At 73.8% G+C, this 17111-nt stretch carries 17 protein-coding genes and 1 pseudogene; 8 read left to right on the forward strand and 10 right to left on the reverse strand.

Features of this window, described 5'->3' with window-relative positions; translation table 11 throughout:
- The first annotated feature begins 78 nt into the window (after nt 1-78).
- Both ACLQ2U_RS21485 and ACLQ2U_RS21490 read left to right on the forward strand, forming a co-directional pair.
- Nucleotides 79-312: an Lrp/AsnC ligand binding domain-containing protein gene (locus ACLQ2U_RS21485; RefSeq protein ID WP_425752517.1), complete on the forward strand. Its 234-nt coding sequence runs from the start codon at nt 79-81 to the stop codon at nt 310-312.
- Nucleotides 313-951, forward strand: a complete 639-nt coding sequence (locus ACLQ2U_RS21490; protein ID WP_425752518.1) for a DUF3515 family protein — start codon at nt 313-315, stop codon at nt 949-951.
- Nucleotides 952-1080: 129 nt separating this feature from the next.
- On the opposite strand, the gene ACLQ2U_RS21495 is transcribed toward ACLQ2U_RS21490, so the two are convergent.
- On the reverse strand, nt 1081-2181 hold the full coding sequence (locus ACLQ2U_RS21495) for a D-alanine--D-alanine ligase family protein (protein ID WP_425752519.1): 1101 nt from the start codon (nt 2179-2181) through the stop codon (nt 1081-1083).
- 149 nt (nt 2182-2330) lie between these two features.
- Nucleotides 2331-2558, reverse strand: a complete 228-nt coding sequence (locus ACLQ2U_RS21500) for a hypothetical protein (protein ID WP_425752629.1) — start codon at nt 2556-2558, stop codon at nt 2331-2333.
- A 254-nt stretch (nt 2559-2812) separates the two neighbouring features.
- Here ACLQ2U_RS21500 and ACLQ2U_RS21505 point away from each other — a divergent pair, with 254 nt between their 5' ends.
- Both ACLQ2U_RS21505 and ACLQ2U_RS21510 read left to right on the forward strand, forming a co-directional pair.
- Nucleotides 2813-3658, forward strand: a complete 846-nt coding sequence (locus tag ACLQ2U_RS21505; protein ID WP_425752520.1) for a helix-turn-helix domain-containing protein — start codon at nt 2813-2815, stop codon at nt 3656-3658.
- A gap of 5 nt (nt 3659-3663) precedes the next feature.
- A complete protein-coding gene (locus tag ACLQ2U_RS21510) occupies nt 3664-3864 on the forward strand; it encodes a DUF397 domain-containing protein (RefSeq protein WP_425752521.1) in 201 nt (66 codons plus the stop codon).
- 118 nt (nt 3865-3982) lie between these two features.
- Here the strand turns inward: ACLQ2U_RS21510 and ACLQ2U_RS21515 are convergent, their stop codons facing one another.
- The 5 genes from ACLQ2U_RS21515 to ACLQ2U_RS21535 all read right to left on the reverse strand — a co-directional run bounded on the left by ACLQ2U_RS21515 (nt 3983) and on the right by ACLQ2U_RS21535 (nt 8914).
- A complete protein-coding gene (locus ACLQ2U_RS21515; protein ID WP_425752630.1) occupies nt 3983-5035 on the reverse strand; it encodes an ROK family protein in 1053 nt (350 codons plus the stop codon).
- 37 nt (nt 5036-5072) lie between these two features.
- The gene (locus ACLQ2U_RS21520; protein WP_425752522.1) at nt 5073-5918 is read right to left on the reverse strand and encodes a putative protein N(5)-glutamine methyltransferase; all 846 of its coding nucleotides are present in this window, start codon (nt 5916-5918) and stop codon (nt 5073-5075) included.
- Nucleotides 5919-6054: 136 nt separating this feature from the next.
- Entirely contained in the window at nt 6055-7191 is a 1137-nt protein-coding gene (locus ACLQ2U_RS21525) for a cystathionine gamma-lyase (protein ID WP_425752523.1), read from the reverse strand.
- On the reverse strand, nt 7188-8192 hold the full coding sequence (locus ACLQ2U_RS21530; RefSeq protein WP_425752524.1) for an NAD(P)H-dependent glycerol-3-phosphate dehydrogenase: 1005 nt from the start codon (nt 8190-8192) through the stop codon (nt 7188-7190). Before ACLQ2U_RS21530 ends, ACLQ2U_RS21525 begins: the two co-directional genes overlap by 4 nt.
- Nucleotides 8189-8914 carry a lysophospholipid acyltransferase family protein gene (locus ACLQ2U_RS21535; RefSeq protein WP_425752525.1) on the reverse strand — a complete coding sequence of 242 codons (726 nt, stop codon included), beginning with the start codon at nt 8912-8914 and terminating at the stop codon, nt 8189-8191. The genes ACLQ2U_RS21530 and ACLQ2U_RS21535 overlap by 4 nt, the downstream gene beginning before the upstream one ends.
- 126 nt (nt 8915-9040) lie before the next feature.
- Here ACLQ2U_RS21535 and cofC point away from each other — a divergent pair.
- From cofC to ACLQ2U_RS21550, 3 genes and pseudogenes are all read left to right on the forward strand, one after another.
- Nucleotides 9041-9685: pseudogene (gene cofC, locus ACLQ2U_RS21540) on the forward strand (2-phospho-L-lactate guanylyltransferase); the annotation flags it as partial.
- Nucleotides 9686-9967: 282 nt separating this feature from the next.
- Nucleotides 9968-12277 (forward strand): RNA degradosome polyphosphate kinase, encoded by a 2310-nt coding sequence (locus ACLQ2U_RS21545; RefSeq protein ID WP_425752526.1) that lies wholly within the window; start codon nt 9968-9970, stop codon nt 12275-12277.
- 81 nt (nt 12278-12358) lie between these two features.
- Nucleotides 12359-13240: an NUDIX hydrolase gene (locus ACLQ2U_RS21550; RefSeq protein ID WP_425752527.1), complete on the forward strand. Its 882-nt coding sequence runs from the start codon at nt 12359-12361 to the stop codon at nt 13238-13240.
- A gap of 63 nt (nt 13241-13303) precedes the next feature.
- Here the strand turns inward: ACLQ2U_RS21550 and ACLQ2U_RS21555 are convergent, their stop codons facing one another.
- The 3 genes from ACLQ2U_RS21555 to leuC form a co-directional block, all read right to left on the reverse strand.
- Nucleotides 13304-13993: an HU family DNA-binding protein gene (locus ACLQ2U_RS21555; protein ID WP_425752528.1), complete on the reverse strand. Its 690-nt coding sequence runs from the start codon at nt 13991-13993 to the stop codon at nt 13304-13306.
- 172 nt (nt 13994-14165) lie between these two features.
- The gene (gene leuD / locus ACLQ2U_RS21560; protein ID WP_425752529.1) at nt 14166-14753 is read right to left on the reverse strand and encodes a 3-isopropylmalate dehydratase small subunit; all 588 of its coding nucleotides are present in this window, start codon (nt 14751-14753) and stop codon (nt 14166-14168) included.
- A gap of 13 nt (nt 14754-14766) precedes the next feature.
- On the reverse strand, nt 14767-16212 hold the full coding sequence (gene leuC, locus ACLQ2U_RS21565) for a 3-isopropylmalate dehydratase large subunit (RefSeq protein WP_425752530.1): 1446 nt from the start codon (nt 16210-16212) through the stop codon (nt 14767-14769).
- A gap of 49 nt (nt 16213-16261) precedes the next feature.
- Between leuC and ACLQ2U_RS21570 the strand changes: the two genes are divergently transcribed.
- The gene (locus ACLQ2U_RS21570) at nt 16262-16948 is read left to right on the forward strand and encodes an IclR family transcriptional regulator (protein ID WP_088977837.1); all 687 of its coding nucleotides are present in this window, start codon (nt 16262-16264) and stop codon (nt 16946-16948) included.
- Nucleotides 16949-17111 lie beyond the last annotated feature (163 nt).

Below are 17111 nucleotides of genomic sequence, written 5' to 3' on the forward strand. Positions count from 1 at the left end.
GATAGGGATCACGCCTGCTCCGTAGGGTAGTTTCACCCTTCGGGCCGCCCCGGGGCGGCGACGGACGGAGGTCGAGTCGTGGTACAGGCGTACATCCTCATCCAGACCGAGGTGGGCCGGGCGCGTGACGTGGCCGGTCTGATTTCGGACCTTGCCGGCGTGGTACGGGTCGACGCCGTCACCGGGCCGTACGACGTGGTGGTCCTCACCGAGGCGAACACCGTCGACGAGCTCGGCAAACTGATCGTCAGCAAGGTGCAGCTGGTGCCCGGGATCACCCGCACCCTCACGTGTTCGGTGGTGCACCTGTAAGTGGACGAGATCACCACTTCCCCCGCTCGCGAGACGCCGGCCGAGCCGGCCGGTGACGGTGCCCGCAAGCCGGGCTGGGACCGGTCGACCCGCCGGGCGGCGCTGATGGCCACCCTGATCGCGGTCCCGGTGACCGTGGCGGTGGCCGGTTTCGCCTTCGCCAAGCTGGCGCCCGACTCCCCGGCCGCCGCGCCGAGCCCCACCGCGACCTCCGCAGGCCCGCAGTCCACCGCCCCGGTCGAGATGGCCGCGCCAGCGCTGGCCCAGCGGCCCGCCACGGTCTGCCGGGCGCTGGTGTCGCAGCTGCCGGAGACCGCCCGTGACCTGGCCCAGCGGCCGGTCACCGCGGGTCCCGAGCAGAACGCCGCGTACGGCGATCCGGCGGTGACCGTGTCCTGCGGCGGTGCCCAGCCGACGGTGGGGGCGACCGACGACGTCTGGACGGTCAACAGGGTCTGCTGGTCCGCGAAGGAGGAGGCCGACGCCACCGTGCTCACCACGGTGGACCGGGAGGCCGCGGTCACCGTGCGGGTGCCGCGCTCGTACGGCCAGGCGTTGCAGTGGGCGCCGCCGTTCTCCGACACGATCGTCGCCGCGGTCCCCTCGGGCGGCACACCTCCCGCCGGCTGCCGGGGCTGACGCCCGCCCGCGTCCCTCGTTCGGCACGGTGCGGACAGTTTCACGGAAAGAGCGGCCTCCCGGGCGTGGGAGGCCGCTCTTTCCGTCAAAGTGCGCGGGTCTGCGGCGGGGCGCGGCCGGCGCGGCGGGTCAGCGGGGGCCGGAGTCGCGGTGCAGGGCGGTGCGGATCAGCCGGTTGACCAGCTTCGGGTACTCCAGGCCGGCGGCCGCCCACATCCGCGGGAACATCGACGTCGGGGTGAACCCGGGCATCGTGTTGATCTCGTTGAGGCAGACGTCCAGCTCGGGGGTGACGAAGAAGTCGACCCGGGCCAGGCCGGAGCAGTCCAGCGCGGTGAAGGCGCGGGTGGCGTACTCCTGCACCTGCCGGGTGACCCGCTCGGGCAGGTTGGCCGGGATGTCGTACTCGCAGGCGTCGTCGATGTACTTGGCCTCGAAGTCGTACCAGTCGTGGCCGGAGACCACCCGCACCTCGGCCAGCATCGACGCCTCGGGCGCGCCGCCGGCCTCGCCCTCCAGCACGCCGCACTCGATCTCCCGGCCGACGATCGCGGCCTCGACCAGCACCTTGGTGTCGATCTCGCGGGCGGTGGCGACCGCCGCGTCGAGCTGCGCCCAGTCGTCGACCTTGGTGATGCCGAACGAGGATCCGGCCCGGGACGGCTTGACGAAGACCGGCAGGCCGAGCCGCTCCTTGTCCCGCTCGCTCAGCGTCATCCCGTTGCGCAGCACCGCGTACGGGCCGACCGGGATGCCCTCGGCGGCGCAGAGCTTCTTGGTGAACTCCTTGTCCATTGCCGCGGCCGAGGCGAAGACGTTCGCGCCGACGTACGGGATGCCGGCCATCTCCAGCATGCCCTGGATGGTGCCGTCCTCGCCGTACGCGCCGTGCAGCACGGGGAAGACCACGTCCACGTCGGCCAGCGCCCGGGGCCCGTCGACCGGGTCGAGCACCATCAGGCCGCCCGCGGTCGGGTCGGCCCGGAGCACCACCTCGGCGCCGGAGCCGGCGGTGATCTCGGGCAGCTTGCGCGCCTGGATCGACAGCTGGCCCGGGTCCCCGCTGGTCAGCACCCACTGCCCCTGGCGGGTGATGCCGACCGGCACCACCTCGAACTCGTCGGGGTCCAGGGCGCCGAGCACGCTGCCGGCGCTGACGCAGGAGATGCCGTGTTCGGGACTGCGGCCGCCGAAGACGATCGCCACGCGGGTCTTGCCTGGGGTGGTCACTGGGTCACCTCTCGGTACGCGACTGCGGAGCCGCCAGCGGGGCTCACCCGCTTGACCTTACTGTGGGTGGCGACGCGCCGATGGTGATACCCGGGAGGAAGCGTGCCTCCCTCGCAAACGGTTACCTGCACGGATACGGTGCGTAATGTTCAGTCTGGGGTCCCGGCCCCGTGCCGCCGGCCCACCGCGATCACCTTCACCCGCTGCCGTCCGGCGCGGACCATGCCCAGCGCCATGAACGCGCCGGCGATCCGGTCGGCGGCCTCCCGGCTGCTCGCGCCCACCACCTGACGGCGCCGCTCGGGGCAGCTGCGCTCGTCGCGGAACTCCCCTTCGACGGGGCGGACATCGGTCAGCACCACGAGGAACCGGGTCATCGCCACCCGCCCCGACATCCGGTCACCCACATTCCGAAGTCCCTCCCCGGCGCACGCAGTGGTGGCACGTGGCGATCGGGTAAGGGGGAATAAACCCGACCGCCACGCGCCCTCCGGTCGCTCACCCTCGCCGTCGCCACGACAACCGCGGGTGAGGACGCCGTCGCAGATTGACAGGTGGACACGCGTGAATGCAACTCTCATCGACGTTCTCTCACGCACACGTTCCCGAAGACATATGTCACCATCGACGTATGGCCCCGAAGACCGCCCGCGCCCGCCGGCTGGGCATCGCCCTGCGGACCCACCGCGAGGCGGCCGGCCTCACCCTCGAGGGCGCCGCCGACGAGATCAACAGCACCCGCAGCACGCTGTCCCGATACGAGAATGCGCAGACCCTGGTCAACCCGGCCACCGTGCGCTCGCTGCTCACCCTCTACGGGGTCGGGCCGGAGGACATCGCCGCGGCGGTGCAGCTCGCCAAGGACGCCCGCAAGCCGGGCTGGTGGGTGCCGTACTCACACCTGCTGGACAAGCGCACGATCGACTTCATCGCCCTGGAGGCCGAGGCGACCGGGATCGCCAACTTCGAACCGTCGGTGGTGCCCGGGCTGCTGCAGACCGCCGAATACATCCGCGGCGTGATGCGCGGCGGCCCGCACACCCTCTCCGACGACCAGATGGAGCAGCGGGTCAAGCTCCGGCTGGACCGCCAGCAGCGGGTCACCGCTGACGGCCCGCCGATCTTCGACGCGATCATCGACGAGGGCGCGCTGTTGCGCCCGGTCGGCGACCGGACGGTGATGGACGGTCAGCTGCACCACCTGCTCAAGATGGCCGAGCTGCCTAACGTCACCGTCCAGGTGATCCCGCTGGCGGCCGGCTACCACCGCGGCACCCGTGGCTCGCTGCACATCCTGGAGTTCGCCGACCCCGAGGACCCGCTCATCGCCTCGGTGGAGACGGTCGCCGGGCAGATGGTCCTCGACCGGCCGGGCGACCTGCGTACCTGCACCAAGATCATGGAACACCTGCGGACCGTCGCGCTCAGCCCGGCGGGCAGCCGCGACCATCTGCTGCAACTGTTGAAGGGACGGTAGGACCCATGACACCGACGATGAGCGCGGCACTGGCCGCGGCCTCCTGGTGCAAGAGCAGCCACAGCGGGGACCAGGGCGCCTGCGTCGAGCTGGCCACCGTGCCGGGCCGGGTCGCGGTCCGCGACTCCAAGGACCCGGCCGGCCCGGTGCTGCTCTTCCCACCCGCCGCCTGGGCCGCCTTCGCCGCCGCCCCGCCACGCCGCTGACCGGACCGCGCGACGCGTCCCCCGCGCCGCAACGAGGCGGGAACGCGCGCCGCCACCGGGCGGGGACGCCCACCGCACCGGGCGCATTCGCGCGCGAGCCGCGCGGGGGCGGCGTCCGTCAGGCGCCGACGACCGGACGCGCCGGCGGCTCGGCGCGCAACGCCTCCAACGCCGCGATCGCCACGCCCCGGGCGCCGGCCATGTCCCGGTCCGGCACCAGGGCGAAGGTGGCCACCGCGGCCTGCTCCTCCCGGAGCACGGTGTGCGCGCGGACGGTCGCCAGGAACCAGTCCCGGAACTCCGGCGCCGCCTCGACCACCCCACCCCCGACGAAGTACGCGTGCGGGTCGGTGAAGTTCGCCGCGATGGTGAAGAGCCGGCCGAGCGCCGCCGCCTGCTGGGCAAAGACCTCGCGGGCCAGCGCGTCGCCACGCTCGGCGTACCCCCGGAGCAGCTTCGCGGCCCGGCCGGCCGGCTCGGCCGCCAGCGGGTGACCGGGGTAGCGGCTCAACCAGTACGGCAGCAGGCTGCGCCCGATCGCGGTCAGCGAGGCGACGCTCTCCGCGTCCCCGACGAAGCCGCAGGCGCAGGTCGGCACCGGCTGCTCGGAGGCGAGCAGCCCGGTCAGCGGGATGTGCACGTGCCCGAACTCGCCGGCCATCCCGGCCGCCCCGGTGACCACCCGGCCGTTCTCCACCACCCCGCCGCCGAGCCCGGTGCCGACGATCGCCGACACCGAGGAGCGGGTCATCGCGTCGGCTCCGAAGTGGACGTGGTGGGCGTAGAGCGCGGCCGCGTTGCCGTCGTTGTGGTAGATCACCGGCAGGCCGAGCCGCCGCTCCAGCGCGCCCCGCACGTCGTAGCCGTGCCAGGCCGGCTGGGAGAAGTTGGTCGAGCCGCGGGACGAGATCACCCCGGTGGCGCTGGCCGGCCCCGGCGTGTCCAGCCCGACGGCGCGGACCAGTTCGCGCGGCACGCCGGTGTGGGCCAGCACCCCGTCCAGGGCCCGGGCCAGCGCCTCGATGGCCGCCTCCGGGCCGGACCCGACCTCGCTGGGGATCTCCAGCAGGCCGTCGACCAGGAACCGCCCGTCCATGGTGAGCACCGTGGCGTTGTCGCTCGTACCGCCGTTGTCGAGGCCGACCACCACCGGCACACCCACGCTGCCCATCCCCATCCGTCGCCTCCCGCCAGAGCCTGATGCGAGGTTAGTTGCCGCTCCCCCGCCCCGCCACGCCACGGACCGCCGGACCGGTCCGGCTCCCCCGGGGCCGACGGGCGAGGACGCCCGTGGCGTCCCATTCGTCCTCGCGTACCACCGTGGGTACCAGGCCCAGCGCGGTCATCGCCGCGCAGAGCGCGTCGGCCTGGCCGTCGCTGACCTCCACCACCAGGTGACCGCCCGGCGCGAGCCAGTCGACCGCGCCGGCCGCGACCCGGCGCAGCACGGCCAGCCCGTCGGCCCCGCCGTCCAGCGCCACGGGCGCCTCGTGCAGCCGGGCCTCCGCCGGCATCAACGCCACCGCCTCCGTCGGCACGTACGGGGCGTTGGCCACCACCAGGTCGAGCCGGCCCCGCCGGGCGACCGGCAACGGGTCGTACAGGTCGCCTTGGAGGACCGCCACGTCGCGCCCGGCGAGGTTGCGACGGGCGCAGGCCACCGCGGCGGGGTCCACGTCGACGGCGGCGAGCCAGCGCGGGGCGAGCCGCGCGGCCAACGCCACCGTGGTGGCGCCCGACCCGCAGCAGAGGTCGACCACCGCCGGCGCCGGGCCGCAGACCGCCGCCGCCGTCTCGACCAGCAGGGCGGTACGACCGCGGGGGACGAAGACGCCGGGGTCGACGGCGACCCGCAGCCCGCAGAACTCGGCCCAGCCGAGCACGTGTTCCAGCGGCAGGCCGCCGACCCGGCGGTCGACCAGCGTGGTCAGCGTGTCGGGCGAGTCGGCGGCGGCGATGAGCAGCTCCGCCTCGTCCTCGGCGTAGACGCAGCCGGCGGCGCGCAGCCGCTGGACGAGGGCGGGACGGTCGGGGTGGAACGGGGACGATGGCATGGCAAGCCCTCCGGGAACGCTCGTCGGCGCTCCCGCCGTCGCTACCGAGGCGACGGGGACTCGGTGAGGAGCGCCGGTCCTGTTGTCTGGCGGATCGGACTCACCTCCTCCGGTCGGGGGCCCACGCGGGCCGGGATTACGATAGCGGACGCGCCGGCCCGGCGGCGTCCAGCGCGGCGGCCACGTCGGCCACCAGGTCGGCGGTGTCCTCCACCCCGCAGGAGAGCCGGACGAAGCCGGGCGTCGTGTCGTCGCCCCACTGCGCCCGCCGGTCGGCGGTGGTGTGCAGACCGCCGAACGAGGTGGCGGCGGCGACCAGCCGGGCCGCGCCGACGAACCGGGCCACCCGATCGGCGTCGCCGAGGTCGAAGGAGAGCACCCCGGGCATCCGCCGCATCTGCGCCGCCGCCACCGGGTACGCCGGGTCCTCCGGCCGCCCCGGCCAGCGCAGCCCGGTCACGTCGGCACGCCCGGCGAGCAGCTCGACGACCGCGGCCGCGTTGGCGGACTGCCGGGCCAGCCGCAGGTCCAGGGTGGCCAGCGAGCGGTGCGCCAGCCAGGCGTCGAAGGCGCCGGGCACCGCACCGGTGGTGGTACGCCAGGCCGTCAGCGTCTCCACCAGCTCGGCCGAGCGGGACGCCACGTAGCCGAGCAGCAGGTCGGAGTGGCCGGCGAGCGCCTTGGTGCCGGAGGCGACCACCAGATCCGCGCCGAGGTCCAGCGGGCGCTGCCCGAGCGGGGTGGCGGTGGTGTTGTCGACCGCGACGAGGGCGCCGGCGGCGTGCGCCTCGGCGGCCAGCGCGGCGACGTCGGCCACGTCCAGGCCGGGGTTCGCCGGGGTCTCCAGCATCAGCAGCCGGACCCCCTCGAAGGACGGGTACGGCCCGGCGGTCGGCACGAACCCGACCCGTACCCCGATCCCCTCGAGGGTGGCGGTGGCGAACGCCCGCACCGGGAAGTACCCGTCAGCGGGCAGCAGCACGGTGTCCCCGGGCCGCAGCACGGCCAGCAGCAGCCCGGTGATGGCCGCCTGCCCGCTGGCGAAGACCCGGCAGTCGCCCCCCTCCAGCTCGCCGATCGCCGCCTCCAGCAGCCGTCGGGTGGGGTTGTCCGGCCGACCGTAGCCGTTGGCCGCGGCGGCCGGCCCCTGCCACGGGTCGAGGTGGTACGGCGCGGCGAAGACCGGCCCGGGCAGGAACGGCGCGCCCGGCGTCGGCTCGGGCAGCCCGGCGTGCACGCAGCGGGTGCCGTCGTGCCACTCCCCGCCGCTCACTCGTACGACTCCGGCTTGGCGGTGCGGCTCATCAGGGCGTCCACGGCGAGCCGGGGGTCCATGCCCTCGTGGCAGATCCGCTCGATCTGCTCGGTGATCGGCATCTCCACCCCGTGCGCCCGGGCCAGGTCGCGGATCGCCAGGCAGCTCTTCACGCCCTCGGCGGTCTGCCGGGTCGCGGCCTGCGCCTGCTCCAGCGTCTCCCCCCGGCCCAGGTGCTCGCCGAAGGTCCGGTTGCGGGCCAGCGGCGACGAGCAGGAGGCGACCAGGTCGCCCATCCCGGCCAGGCCGGCGAAGGTGATCGGGTCGGCGCCCAGCGCCACGCCCAGCCGGGCGGTCTCGGCCAGGCCGCGGGTCATCAGCATCGCCCGGGTGTTGTCGCCGAAGCCCATCGCGGTGGCGATCCCGTACGCCAGGGCGATCACGTTCTTGACCGCCCCGCCCAGCTCGCAGCCGATCACGTCGTCGTTGGTGTACGGCCGGAAGTACGGCGTCCGGATCGACGACTGCACCAGCGCGGCACGGCGGGCGTCGGTGCCGGCGACCACGGTCGCGGCGGGCTGCTCGGCGGCGATCTCGGGGGCCAGGTTGGGACCGGAGACCACCACCACCCGGTCCGGGGTGACCCCGGCGGTCTCCACGATCACCTCGCTCATCCGCCGGGTGGTGCCCAGCTCGATCCCCTTCATCAGGGAGACCAGGGTGGCGTCCGGGGCCAGGTGGCCGGCCCACCCGGCGAGGTTGCCGCGCAGCGTCTGCGACGGCACGGACAGCACCACCAGCTCGGCGCCGGAGATCGCCTTGGCGGCGTCCCCGGTCGCGGTGACCCGGTCCGGCAGCCGCAGGTCGGGCAGGTAGTCCGGGTTGCGGCGACCGGTGCGGATCGCGTCGGCGACCGACTCCCGCCGGGCCCAGATGGTCACGTCCCGCCCGGCGTCGGCGAGGATCTTGGCGAAGGCCGTCCCCCAGGAACCGGCGCCCAGCACCGCCACATGACTCATTCGTTCACCTCGGGAGTACGCGGACGGGCGGGACGTTCCCACAGCGGCGGTGGCGTACCGCCGCGGATGCCGGCGAGCATGTCGCGCAGGGTCAGCATGATCTCGTCGGTCATCTCCTCGAGGACCGCCCGGCTCGGTGTGGCGCCCGCCCACCGGCTCAGGTCGATCGGCGGACCGGCGACCACCGTCACCGGGGTACGGGGGCGCAGGCCGAACCGGGCGGTCCGCGGGTCGAACAACTTCTCCGGCCCCCACATCGCCACCGGGATCACCGGCGCGCCGGTGGCCAGCGCCAGCCGGGCGGCGCCGGTCTTGCCCTTCATCGGCCACAGCTGCGGCTCGCGGGTCGTGGTGCCCTCCGGGTAGATCACCACCGCGCCGCCCTCGTTCAGGGCGGCGACCAGCTTGTCCAGCGACTTGACCGCGTCGACCGTGCCGCGCTCCACCGGGATCTGCCTGCAGCGGTGCAGGATCCAGCCGATCACCGGGACCCGGAACACGCTGGCCTTGCCGAGGTACTGCGGCCAGCGGCCGGCGTCGTAGACGAAGTGCGCGGAGACCAGCGGGTCGGCGTGCGAGACGTGGTTGGGCACGATGATGATGCCGCCGTCGCGGCGCAACTGCTCAGCGCCGCGCCAGGTGCGCCGGGTCCAGACCAGCATCACGGGCTTGACCAGCGCCACGGCGAAACGTTGCCAGAAACCCAGCCTGCGCCGTGTCACCCTGCCTCCTCGTCGCCCCGACCCACGCGCCGCACCCGGCGGTGTGGTCCGCAGCGGAAATCATGCCTGCTCGTCCCGGGTCCGGCCAGTGAGGGTACCGCCGGCGACCCTGGCAGGATTGTCCGCGTGCGTCAGCCGACCTGGACGGTGGTGGTGCCGGTGAAGCGCCTCGGCGTGGCGAAGAGCCGGCTGCGGGGCGCGCTGCCCGCCGTACCCCACGAGAAACTGGCCCTGGCCCTGGCGGCCGACACGGTCCAGGCGGTGCGGGCCTGCGCCGCGGTCGCCGAGGTGTTCGTGGTCACCGACGACCCGGCGGTGGCGGCCACGGCCGGCGCCGCGGGCGCCCGGGTCGTGCCGGACGAGCCGGACGCCGGGCTCAACGCCGCCTTCCGGCACGGCGCGCAGGTTGCCGCGACCGGCGGCGGGGGCTGGGTGGCCGGGCTCACCGCGGACCTGCCGGCGCTGCGCCCGGCCGAGCTGGCCGCCGCGCTGCTCGCGGTCAGCGCCGGGCCGCCGGGGGTACGCCGATTCGTCGCCGACGCCCCGGGGACCGGCACGGTGCTGCTGGCGGCACCGCCCGGCGTGCCGCTGGACCCCCGGTTCGGCGTCGCCTCGGCAGCGACGCACCTGGCCAGCGGGGCGGTGCCGCTGGCCGGCGAGTGGCCGACCCTGCGCCGGGACGTGGACACCGCCGCCGACCTGGCCGCGGCGGCCCGGCTCGGGCTCGGCCCGCGCAGCGCCGCCCTGGCCGGGGCCGAACGGCCGGCCGCCACGGCTGACGCCCCGGTGTACGGTGCTGGCATGCAGGGCACGGTGGCCACCTTCGACGCGCTGAACCGTACCGGGGTGCTGCTCCTGGACGACGGCACCGAGCTGGCCTTCCCGGCCCGGGCCTTCGACGCGTCCGGGCTGCGGCTGCTCCGCCTCGGGCAGCGGCTGCGGGTGGAGACCGATCCGGACGGCGAGGTCCTCCGCGTGACGTTGCCGACCATGCCGTGATCAGCGTCGGCCGAGTTCGTTTTGCGTTCACCGCAATCGGGTGATTATGAGCGGGTGAGCACCCCTCGCGAACACCCCGCCAGCCAGCCCCACGCCGCCGACCAGGCCGGCCCCCGCAACGGCACCGAACGCCGCGGTGCCGACGGCCGTTACCGCACCTCCCACGCGCCGAAGGAGGTGGTCGTCACGGCGCCCGACTCCCCCGGGGCGAGCGCCGCGGGCGCCTCCGCCGGGCTGGACGAGGTGCTGGACCCGGGCGAACCGTCCGTCGGCCCCGACGACGCGCCGCCGGCCGCCGCGCCGCTGCCGGAGGACCGCTTCCTCAACCGGGAGATCTCCTGGCTCGACTTCAACGCCCGGGTGCTGGCGCTGGCCGAGGACCCGCGCACCCCGCTGCTGGAGCGGGCCAAGTTCCTGGCCATCTTCGCCAGCAACCTGGACGAGTTCTACATGGTGCGGGTGGCCGGGTTGAAGCGCCGGCTCTCGGCCGGCCTGCCGGTCCGCGGCGGTGACCGGCTGCCGCTGCGCACCCAGCTGGAGCGGATCTCCGAGAAGACCGCCGACCTGGTCGGCCGGCACGCCGCCTGTTTCGTCGACGACGTACTGCCGAAGCTGGCCGCCGAGGACATCCGCATCCTGGGCTGGGCGGACCTCGACGACCCGGAGCGGGAGCGGCTGCGGACCTGGTTCCGGGCGCACATCTTCCCGGTGCTCACCCCCCTCGCGGTCGACCCGGCGCACCCGTTCCCGTACATCTCGGGACGGTCGCTGAACCTGGCGGTGGCGGTCCGCGACCCGGACGGCGGTTCGGAGCTCTTCGCCCGGGTCAAGGTGCCCAACAACGTGCCCCGGTTCGTCCGGGTCGGCCGGGACCAGCCCGGGCTGCGGATGCTGCCGGTCGAGGAGCTCATCTCGGTGCACCTCGGCCAGCTCTTCTCCGGCATGCAGGTGGTGGAGTGCCACCTGTTCCGGGTCACCCGCAACGCCGAGGTGGAGGTCGACGAGGACCGCGACGAGGACCTGCTCCAGGCCCTCGAGCGGGAGCTGGCCCGGCGCCGCTTCGGCCCGCCGGTACGCCTGGAGGTCGCCGCCTCCATCTCCGACCACATGCTGGAGCTGCTCGTCCGCGAGCTGGACATGGACGCCCAGGACGTGCTGCGGGTGCGTGGCCTGCTGGACCTGTCCGCGCTCTGGCAGCTCTACGGCGAGGCCGACCGGCCCGACCTGAAGGACCCGCCGTTCGTGCCGGCCACCCACCCCCGGCTCGCCGAGGGCGAGGTGCCGCGCAGCGTCTTCGCCACCCTGCGGGACGGCGACGTGCTGGTGCACCACCCGTACCACTCGTTCGCGACCAGCGTGCAGCGCTTCATCGAGCAGGCCGCCGCCGACCCGGACGTGCTCGCCATCAAGCAGACCCTCTACCGCACCAGCGGCGACTCCCCGATCGTCGACGCGCTGGTCGACGCGGCCGCCGCCGGCAAGCAGGTGGTGGTGCTGGTGGAACTCAAGGCGCGCTTCGACGAGGTGGCCAACATCGGCTGGGCCCGGACCCTGGAACGGGCCGGCTGCCACGTGGTCTACGGCCTGGTGGGCCTCAAGACGCACTGCAAGACCGCGCTGGTCGTACGCCAGGAGGGCAACCAGATCCGCCGCTACTGCCACATCGGCACCGGCAACTACCACCCGAAGACCGCCCGGCTCTACGAGGACTTCGGCGTGCTGACCGCCGACCCGGAGATCGGCGCCGACCTGACCGACCTGTTCAACGTGCTCACCGGCTACAGCCGGCAGACCGCGTTCCGGCGGCTGCTGGTGGCGCCGCAGGGCATCCGCAGCGGGCTGGTCGAGCGGATCGATCGGGAGATCGCCCACGTCCGGCTCGGCATGCCCGGCCTGGTGCAGTTCAAGGTGAACTCGCTGGTCGACGAGGAGATCACCGACGCGCTCTACCGGGCCTCCCGGGCCGGCGTCCACGTCGACCTGCTGATCCGGGGCATGTGCACGCTGCGGCCGGGCGTGCCGGGCCTGTCGGAGAACATCCGGGTCCGCTCGATCCTCGGCCGGTTCCTGGAGCACTCCCGGATCTTCCGGTTCGGCAACAACGGCGACGCCGAGTTCTGGATGGGTTCGGCCGACCTGATGCACCGCAACCTGGACCGTCGGGTGGAGGCGTTGGTGCAGGTCAGCGACCCGGTCGCCCGGGCCGAGCTGGACCACGTGCTGACCGCCGCGTTCGGGCCGGGCGTGGAATCGTTCGAGCTGACGCCGGACGGCACCTGGAACCGCCGCACGGGCACCCTGGAGGAGCCGCGGACCCACCTCCAGGAACTGCTGCTGCGCCGGGTCGGCGGCACTGCCGGCTGACCCCGCGCCGGTCGCGGACGGGCGGGGGGCGAGGCAGCTGAGCGACCCGTACGGCGGGTCGCCCGGACGTAGGGTGGCCAGATGGTGGACGAGGGGCCGGTCGGCATCCGGGCGGCCGGTGGGGTGGCCTGGCGGCCGGATGCCGACGGGATACGCGTCTGCCTGGTGCGCCGGCCCCGTTACGGCGACTGGTCACTGCCCAAGGGGAAGCTGGAACCCGGGGAGCACCCGCTGCTGGCCGCCGTCCGCGAGGTGGCCGAGGAGACCGACGTACGGGCCGTGCCGCAGGTCCGGCTTGCCACCGTCCGCTACCGCAGCGAGGGGCGGCCGAAGACGGTCGACTACTGGTCGATGCGGGCGGTCGCGCAGGGCGGCTTCCAGCCGGGCACCGAGGTGGACGAGGTGCGCTGGCTCGACGTCGACGAGGCGGTCCGGCTGGTCAGCTACCCGCACGACGCGGAGGTGCTGGCCGCGTTCGCCGCGCTGCCGCCGGTGACCGGGACGATCGCCCTGGTCCGGCACGCGCACGCCGGCATGCGGGCCACCTGGTCCGGCCCGGACTCCGGCCGCCCGCTGGACGCGCGGGGCCAGTCCCAGGCCGAGGCGCTGGCTCCGCTGGTGGCGCTGGTCCGCCCCACCCGGCTGCTCTCCGCCTCGCCCCGGCGGTGCGTACAGACCCTCGACCCGACGGCCGCGCTGCTGGACCTGCCGATCGAGGTGTACGGGGACCTGGACGAGCCCGCCCCGGGCCAGCAGCAGGACGAGTGCGCGCTGGCTGCCGCCGCCCGGATGGCGGAGCTGGCCGCCGCCGGCGAGTCGGCCGGGGTGTGCAGCCAGGGCAAGGTGATCCCCGGGGCGCTGGAACGGCTGACCGGGCGGGCGGACGACTTCACCACCTCGAAGGGCGGCGGCTGGCTGCTCGCCTTCGCCGCCGACCGGCTGGTCGCCGCCGACCGGCTCTGAACCGGCACGCGGAAAGGGCACCCACCGTCGCGGTGGGCGCCCTTTCCGTCGTACGGCTGGTCTTCAGCGCTTGGCGGCGGCCTTCTTGGCCGGAGCCTTCTTCGCCGGGGCCTTCTTGGCCGCCGTGCTCTTGCTGGCGGCGGTGGTCTTCTTCGCCGCCGTGGTCTTCTTGGCGGCGGCCGACTTGGTCGCCGCAGCGGTCTTCTTCGCCGCGGCGGCCTTCTTCGCCGGTGCGGCCTTCTTCGCCGCAGCGGCCTTCTTCGCCGGTGCGGCCTTCTTCGCCGGTGCGGTCTTCTTCGCCGGTGCGGTCTTCTTCGCCGCGGCGGCCTTCGCCGCGGCGGTCTTCTTGGCGGCGGTGGCGGCGGTCTTCTTGGCGGCGGCGGCCTTCGCGGTGGTCGCCTTGGCGCCGGCCGCCTTCGCGCCGGTGGTCTTGGCGGCCCCGGTGGTCTTCTTCGCGGGGGCGGCGACCTTCGGCACCTTGCCGCTGGCCACCATCTCCTTGAATCCGGCGCCGGGACGGAAGGTCGGTACGGACGTCTTCTTGACCTTCACCGCCTCACCGGTACGCGGATTGCGCGCTGTTCGGGCGGCCCGGACGCGCTTTTCGAACGATCCGAATCCGGTGATCGCCACCTTCTCGCCCTTGGTCACCGTCGTCTGGACCTCGGCGAGGACCGCGTCGAGCGCCGCCGTCGCCGCCTTCCGGTCCCCCAGGCGAGTGGCGAGCGCCTCGATGAGCTCGGCCTTGTTCACGACTTCCTCCCGATTGTGCAACTGACTCGACGCGAGCCATTCTGCGCGCACGGTATGCCCTGTGCTGCCTGGACACAAACATTCGATGGAAAAAAGCCCTTGCGTCGTAACGGATTCGCCCCCACCGGGTGGACCGGTGGGGGCGAAAACCGCGCTGTGATCGGGCGTACGGCTATGCCACGGCGGGCTTGAACGACGGCCGGGTCGCCTCGTACGCGCCGATCTCGGCCTCGTGCCGGAGGGTGAGTCCAATGTCATCCAAGCCCTCCATCAGCCGCCAGCGGCTGTGGTCGTCCAGCGGGAACGGCCAGGTGGACTCCCCGACCCGGACCTCCCGGGCGGCCAGGTCGACGGTGACCAGGGTGGTCGGGTCGGACTCGACCCGGTCCCAGATCTCCTCGACCGCCTTCAATTCCAACTCCACCGGAAGGAGCCCTTCCTTGAGCGCGTTACCACGGAAGATGTCACCGAACCGGGGAGAGATCACCGCCCGGAAGCCCCAGTCCCGCAGGGCCCAGACCGCGTGCTCCCGGGAGGACCCGGTGCCGAACTCCGGACCGGCCACGAGAATCGACGCACCGGAATGGACCGGATCGTTGAGAACGAATGCGGGGTCCTCCCGCCAGGCGTTGAAGAGTCCGTCCGCGAAACCGGTCCGGGTCACCCGCTTGAGGTACACGGCCGGGATGATCTGGTCGGTGTCCACGTTGGAACGACGCAGTGGCACCGCGGTGCCGGTGTGGGTGGTGAACTTGTCCATCTCGGCTGCCCTTCTACAGGTCGGCGGGGGCGGCCAGCCGACCGACCACGGCGGTGGCGGCGGCGACCGACGGGGACACCAGGTGGGTACGCCCTCCCCGGCCCTGACGGCCCTCGAAGTTGCGGTTGGAGGTCGAGGCCGAGCGCTGGCCCGGCTTCAGCGTGTCGGGGTTCATGCCGAGGCACATCGAGCAGCCGGCGAAGCGCCACTCGGCGCCCGCGTCGACGAACACCTTGTCCAGCCCCTCCGCCTCGGCGGCCTCGCGGACGGCGGCGGAGCCGGGAACGACCAGCATCCGTACCCCGTCGGCGACCTGGTGCCCGCGCAGCACGTCGGCGGCGGCGCGGAGGTCCTCCAGCCGGCCGTTGGTGCAGGAGCCGACGAAGACCACGTCGACCGCGAGGTCGCGCAGCGGGGTGCCCGGCGACAGGTCCATGTATTCGAGGGCCCGGCGGGCGGCGGCCCGCTCGGAGTCGGTGACGAACTCCTCCGGGTCCGGCACCGCCGCGCCCAGCGGGACGCCCTGGCCGGGGTTGGTGCCCCAGGTGACGAACGGGGTGATCCGGCTGGCGTCCAGGGTCACCTCGGCGTCGAAGGTCGCGCCCTCGTCGGTGGGCAGGGTCCGCCAGTAGGCCACCGCGGCGTCCCAGTCGGCGCCCGCCGGGGCGTTCGGCCGCCCCCTGAGGTACGCGAAGGTGGTCTCGTCCGGCGCGATCAGGCCGGCCTTGGCACCCCACTCGATGGACATGTTGGCCACGGTCATCCGGCCCTCCATGGAGAGCGCCCGGATCGCCTCGCCCCGGTACTCCACGATGTGGCCGCGCCCGCCGCCGGTGCCGACCTGGGCGATCAGCGCGAGCACCAGGTCCTTGGCGGTGACCCCGGGGGTCAGCTCGCCGGTGACGTTCACCGCCATGGTCTTCGGCCGGGCCTGCGGCAGCGTCTGGGTGGCCAGCACGTGCTCCACCTCACTGGTGCCGATGCCGAAGGCCAGCGCGCCGAAGGCGCCGTGGGTGGCGGTGTGCGAGTCGCCGCAGACGATGGTCATGCCGGGCTGGGTGACGCCCAGCTGCGGGCCGATCACGTGCACGATGCCCTGATTCTCGTCGCCGAGCGGGTGCAGCCGGACGCCGAACTCGGCGCAGTTGCGGCGCAACGTCTCGATCTGCGTACGGGAGGTCGGGTCCGCGATGGTGAGCAGGTCACCGCGGCGGGACCGGAACGCGGGGTCGTCGTATCCGGTCGGGGTGTTGTGGTCCTCGGTCGCGAGCGAGAGGTCGGGACGGCGGATCCGGCGACCGGCCAGCCGCAGCCCGTCGAAGGCCTGCGGGCTGGTCACCTCGTGCAGCAGGTGCAGGTCGATGTAGAGCAGGTCGGGCTCGCCCTCGGCGGTCCGTACGACGTGCGCGTCCCACACCTTCTCGGCCAGGGTCCTCGGCTCAGGAGTGACTCCCACCATCTGGACATCCTAAATTCTGGGAGGTAAGTTTCGGCTTGTGGGACACAGTATGAGCGGTGTCGGCGTCCTCGACAAGGCGGTGGTCATCCTGGCCGCCTGTGTCGACGGCGCCAGCCTGGCCGAACTCGTTGAACGCACCAAGCTGCCCCGGGCCACCGCGCACCGGTTGGCGCAGGCGCTGGAGATCCACCGGATGCTGGTCCGGGACACCCAGGGGCGCTGGCGCCCGGGGCCCCGGCTCGGTGAGCTGGCCAACGCCGCCCCGGACGTGCTGCTGACCGCCGCGGAGCCGCTGCTGGCCGCGCTGCGTGACGCCACCGGCGAGAGCGCCCAGCTCTACCTGCGCCGGGCCGACGAGCGGGTCTGCGTGGCCGCCGCCGAGCGGGCCAGCGGCCTGCGGGACACCGTGCCGGTCGGCTCGGTGCTGCCGATGACGGCGGGCTCCGCGGCGCAGATCCTGCTCGCCTGGGAGCCGCCCGAGGCGGTGATGCCGCTGCTGCCCCGCTCCAAGTTCACCGGCCGCACCCTGGCCGAGGTACGCCGCCGCGGCTGGGCGCAGAGCGTCGCCGAGCGGGAGGCCGGTGTGGCGAGCGTCTCCGCCCCGATCCGGGACCGCACCGGTCGGGTGATCGCCGCGATCAGCATCTCCGGCCCCATCGAACGCCTCGGTCGCCGCCCCGGCGAACGCCACGCCATGGCGGTCGTCCGAGCCGGCCAACGCCTCTCCGGCCTCTGACCCCCGCCCGCCTCCCCCGCCCCACCCTCGCCTCAGCCGATCTGCTCAAGGAGTTTGCGTCCTTTTCGATCTCCGATTCGGACGCAAACTCCTTGAGCAATCGGCCGGCGCGACGGAAACGGCGAACGGCCCGCCTCGCGGGTGCGAGACGGGCCGTTCGATC

It is taken from the genome of Micromonospora sp. DT47, from assembly GCF_049844475.1.
In the GTDB taxonomy this organism is placed as follows: Bacteria; Actinomycetota; Actinomycetes; order Mycobacteriales; family Micromonosporaceae; genus Micromonospora.

Excerpts from the sequence above, each read along its gene's own strand:
- ACLQ2U_RS21500 (WP_425752629.1), bottom strand. The coding sequence starts at position 2,558 with ATGACCCGGTTCCTCGTGGTGCTGACCGATGTCCGCCCCGTCGAAGGG.
- ACLQ2U_RS21505 (WP_425752520.1), top strand. The coding sequence starts at position 2,813 with ATGGCCCCGAAGACCGCCCGCGCCCGCCGGCTGGGCATCGCCCTGCGG.
- ACLQ2U_RS21510 (WP_425752521.1), top strand. The coding sequence starts at position 3,664 with ATGACACCGACGATGAGCGCGGCACTGGCCGCGGCCTCCTGGTGCAAG.
- ACLQ2U_RS21515 (WP_425752630.1), bottom strand. The coding sequence starts at position 5,035 with ATGGGCAGCGTGGGTGTGCCGGTGGTGGTCGGCCTCGACAACGGCGGT.
- ACLQ2U_RS21520 (WP_425752522.1), bottom strand. The coding sequence starts at position 5,918 with ATGCCATCGTCCCCGTTCCACCCCGACCGTCCCGCCCTCGTCCAGCGG.
- ACLQ2U_RS21530 (WP_425752524.1), bottom strand. The coding sequence starts at position 8,192 with ATGAGTCATGTGGCGGTGCTGGGCGCCGGTTCCTGGGGGACGGCCTTC.
- ACLQ2U_RS21550 (WP_425752527.1), top strand. The coding sequence starts at position 12,359 with ATGGTGGACGAGGGGCCGGTCGGCATCCGGGCGGCCGGTGGGGTGGCC.
- leuD (WP_425752529.1), bottom strand. The coding sequence starts at position 14,753 with ATGGACAAGTTCACCACCCACACCGGCACCGCGGTGCCACTGCGTCGT.
- leuC (WP_425752530.1), bottom strand. The coding sequence starts at position 16,212 with ATGGTGGGAGTCACTCCTGAGCCGAGGACCCTGGCCGAGAAGGTGTGG.
- ACLQ2U_RS21570 (WP_088977837.1), top strand. The coding sequence starts at position 16,262 with ATGAGCGGTGTCGGCGTCCTCGACAAGGCGGTGGTCATCCTGGCCGCC.